Raw genomic sequence first — 861 nt, 5'->3', positions numbered from 1 at the left:
GTGACATATTCAAAGAAAGATAGTTCGGAAATTTGCTTTTTCCCTAACCATTTTGTAATTAAAAATAAAACAGCAACAAATAATGCTGAGCGTACAGCTATATCTAACCATTCAGGCACCTCTTACACCCCCTGTAAATATAGTTTTCTAGAAACCTTTGTACTGAAATTCCTCTCCTTCTAGTTCTCCTACTCTTTTTTTTAAATCTTTTGTTACTTCATGTACGACCATCATAGCCTCATGCAAAGTTCGCTTCGATTCATCATCAAGAGTCCGTAATGCTAAAATTGACAGACTTGCTTCTACCCCCTTTAGACTGGCAAAACACTGTTTAACATCTGATCCTACTGTCATCCTAAGTCTCCTTATCCTTTTGGTTTAAAAAGTAAAGCTCCTAGCATGCCGAAAACAATGGCAGCTGAAATACCGGAACTAGTTACTTCAAACATTCCTGTCAGTACACCAACTAACCCATGTTTTTCTGCTTCCTGCATCGCACCATGAACAAGCGAATTTCCAAAACTTGTAATCGGAACGGTGGCCCCTGCCCCAGCAAAATCAATCAACGGTTCATATAAACCAAACCCATCTAAAATGGCCCCCACTACTACTAGGGTACTTAAGGTATGTCCCGGTGTAAGTTTGAAAACATCAAACATTATCTGTCCAATCACACAAATCAAACCACCTACTGTAAATGCCCAAAAATAGGTCATCTTATTGTTCACCTCCATATTCAATCGATACCGCATGTGCAATACAAGGAATCGTTTCATTTTGCTGAAAAGAAAGAGGAGATAATAAAGCACCTGTTGCAACGACTAACATTCTTTTAAATTCACCTTTTTTCATCCGGTTTAA

The 861-nt window shown here is 38.3% G+C and carries 2 protein-coding genes and 1 pseudogene; all 3 read right to left on the bottom strand.

Annotated features, from left to right (window positions below; genetic code table 11):
• Window positions 1–147: 147 nt before the first annotated feature.
• Window positions 148–354 carry a DUF1657 domain-containing protein gene (locus E1I69_RS24255; protein WP_136382028.1) on the bottom strand — a complete coding sequence of 69 codons (207 nt, stop codon included), beginning with the start codon at window positions 352–354 and terminating at the stop codon, window positions 148–150.
• A gap of 11 nt (window positions 355–365) precedes the next feature.
• Window positions 366–716 carry a stage V sporulation protein AE gene (spoVAE, locus tag E1I69_RS24250; RefSeq protein WP_136382027.1) on the bottom strand — a complete coding sequence of 117 codons (351 nt, stop codon included), beginning with the start codon at window positions 714–716 and terminating at the stop codon, window positions 366–368.
• 1 nt (window position 717) lies between these two features.
• Window positions 718–861: pseudogene (locus tag E1I69_RS24245) on the bottom strand (stage V sporulation protein AD); the annotation flags it as partial.

It is taken from the genome of Bacillus timonensis, assembly GCF_004799755.1.
Lineage (GTDB): Bacteria > Bacillota > Bacilli > Bacillales > Bacillaceae_L > Ferdinandcohnia > Ferdinandcohnia timonensis_A.
This window is presented reverse-complemented; position numbering and strand designations above follow the sequence as displayed.

What these genes read in the sequence shown, in the direction of transcription:
- E1I69_RS24255 (WP_136382028.1), bottom strand. Translation starts at nt 354, where the DNA reads ATGACAGTAGGATCAGATGTTAAACAGTGTTTTGCCAGTCTAAAGGGG.
- spoVAE (WP_136382027.1), bottom strand. Translation starts at nt 716, where the DNA reads ATGACCTATTTTTGGGCATTTACAGTAGGTGGTTTGATTTGTGTGATT.